We start from the raw sequence: 2,485 nt of genomic DNA, 5'->3' as shown, positions 1-2,485 counted from the left end.
AACAAGCAACGGGCCAGGCGCCACGACGTCGGCAAGACCGTCAAACGCGCCGAATCGATCAAGGAACACCAAGCCCAGCGAGGTTAAACGCCAAGTTTAGAAGCTGTTGTCTTTCCGGACTTGAGGATGGCGTTCTTGCCCTCGGTGAGGCGGTGCAGCTCCCATGCCAGCAGGTGCGGGTAGAAGGTCAGGGCGTCCAGGTCGGGTTCGGATTCCAGCAGATTCGCCAGCCGGGCGCAGCCGGCCCAGGGCCCGTACGGTCTGGCGTCTTTCGCGTGGATCGGGCACCGCGCGAGCCTTCCGCCACGGTCCAGGAGCGCAACACGCCGATGGTGGGCGTCAGCTGGCTTTGAGGGGCTGCCCGGCTGCGTCGTACACCTGCCCAGTCACGGCGCTGACGCTGTACATCTCGACCGCTGCCTGCTCCTGCGAATCATTGCTCTTTCCGTTGCTGGGCCATGTCGTGTTCACAAGCCAGTTCGGCTGCCAATTACCGTCTAGCTCGACCGCTTTTACGGTAACTGCTTTGGTGCTGAATTCTGCGCCAGTGTTTCCATTGGCTTGGAGTTGCGCCATTACCGCCTTGCTTACTGCCTTCTCGGCCTGCCCGGCGTCAAGCTTGGCTTCGGGGAGCTTCACCTGGGTCGGGCCAAGGGTGACGTCAATCTGAGATACACGCCCGGCCCTGTCTACCTGGACATCCAGCATCCTGGGCATCAGAACGTCGTTGTGAGTCCATCTCCAGTTCGTAATCCAGCCAAGTTCGGCCTTTGCGCCCACGGGGAATGTTTCGCTCATGGTCGCGCTCATCGCCCACGGATACTGTCGCTGGGCATACGACTTCGCGATCTGAGAGGCTGCTACATCGGTAGACGGGGCTTTCGCCCCTCCCACCGGGTATCCCATGACAGTGGGCCGGTCGCTGTTCTCCAGCTGTACGGTCAGGTGCTTCTTGTCCGGCCAGGAAAGGCTGCCGCTACCGAAGTCTGGGGAGTGCCCTTTTTCGCGGCTGAGCAGGATGAAGATGATGTTGGTGCATGGGGAGTCACCACACGGCTGCTCGTACTGCTTGCCGATCTTGTATCGGTCGCCGAACGCCTCCCTGACGGCGGCCTTAACGGCCTGCTTCTGGTCGGAACTTGCGTCGACGAGACTGCTGCCATCCACGTTCGTGAAGGCGAGCATCGGACGCGCCACTCCCGAGCCCAGGAGGAGCAGCGCCGCGAAAGTGATCAGAGCGCCCTTGACGCCCGCCTGCCAGGCGAGCGAGTGGCGGATGGTAAGCACAACCGCTACAACGGTGAGCCCGATCAACCCGCCGATGATGTTCATTTCGGCGTCCGAGCTGTCACACACGCGCCCCAGGCCGTTGACGGTGGCCTGGGTGAATTCGATGGCCAGGGGCAGCGCGATGACACCGACCAGGACAGGCAGCGGGCGGCGGATGGCCAGGAGTGCGCAGGCGCTGACAGGCACCATCATGGCGAGGTTCCACAACCCTTGGGTGGTGTGAAAGGGCTCGGCGAACTGATGGTTGAGGACGCACACGCCGCTGGCCGAGCCGCCGCCCATGAAAGTGACGCCGAGGACGCCGGTGAGAGTGAAGGCGAGCCCGGACCACCACGCCCCGTGAGGGTTCCCCCGCTTGCGGGCGAGCGCCCATGCTGCGCCGCCGAGAACGAAGCCGATCAATGTGCACACGGCCAGATAGCCGACATGGTGTTGAAATATGGCGGAGAACACGGCGCGGTTCCTTGCGTGATCACGTCGAGGAGAGCGGGACAGGCAGAAGGGCGGCCCCGCCTTGGTAGACGGGGGCCTGTGAGGCTCTGGTTCAGCAGTGCGAGGCCGGCGTCTGGAACGTGCCGCCGCTGTACTTGAGCAGACCTATCGTGCTGGTGCAGTAGGCGTTGGCCGACAGCGACCACGTCTGCTTCTTCGTCGCACCCGAAGCGATGGAGACGGCGCCGGCGTAGTGGCTGGTCCCCGCGCGCGAGTAACCAAGCTGGGCGGAGATGGTGGATCCCCCCGACTTGTAGTACTCGGTGGCGACGATGCCGCTCCCAGCCTGTTTGATGGCCAGAATGCCGTTGGACAGCTTGGTGCACCGCTCCATGGGCTCGTTGGTGGAGGTGTAGCCAGAGCTGTCACAGTAGGTGATGGCCGAGGCGGTCGGTGCACCGAACATGACAGATCCAGCTGCAAGGGCAAGGACCACGAGGGTGGTGTTGGCGATACGGCGCATGGAATCCCCTTAGGTGTAGTGCGCATGCCAGCTCTCTTGCATATGAAGAGTGCAGCGCAGGCGGAACATGTGGTGACTACTTGATCACGCATCGATCGTCGCATGGAGATCATTTCGAGCCAGACCTTGGTCTGGGCTGTGGGGTGCGGGGGGGTGCCCCTATCTGTTTCGTCAACCCTGGCGGGGCTGGTTCGTAGGGGTTCGTACTGGGCGGATCGGGTGCCGTGGGGGCAGGCCGGT

At 63.2% G+C, this 2,485-nt stretch carries 2 protein-coding genes; both read right to left on the bottom strand.

Annotation, left to right across the window (positions count from 1 at the left end; genetic code table 11):
• Positions 1–339: 339 nt before the first annotated feature.
• Positions 340–1,743: a VanZ family protein gene (locus ACFY3J_RS38760; protein WP_390842883.1), complete on the bottom strand. Its 1,404-nt coding sequence runs from the start codon at positions 1,741–1,743 to the stop codon at positions 340–342.
• A gap of 91 nt (positions 1,744–1,834) precedes the next feature.
• Complete coding sequence (locus ACFY3J_RS38755) at positions 1,835–2,245, bottom strand: hypothetical protein (RefSeq protein ID WP_390842882.1); 411 nt, start codon at positions 2,243–2,245, stop codon at positions 1,835–1,837.
• Positions 2,246–2,485: the final 240 nt, after the last annotated feature.

Origin of the sequence: Streptomyces sp. NPDC001231 (assembly GCF_042896885.1) — a bacterium.
Classification (GTDB): Bacteria; Actinomycetota; Actinomycetes; order Streptomycetales; family Streptomycetaceae; genus Streptomyces.
The sequence above is the reverse complement of the archived record's forward strand: the minus strand, read 5'-3'. Positions and strand labels throughout refer to the sequence as shown.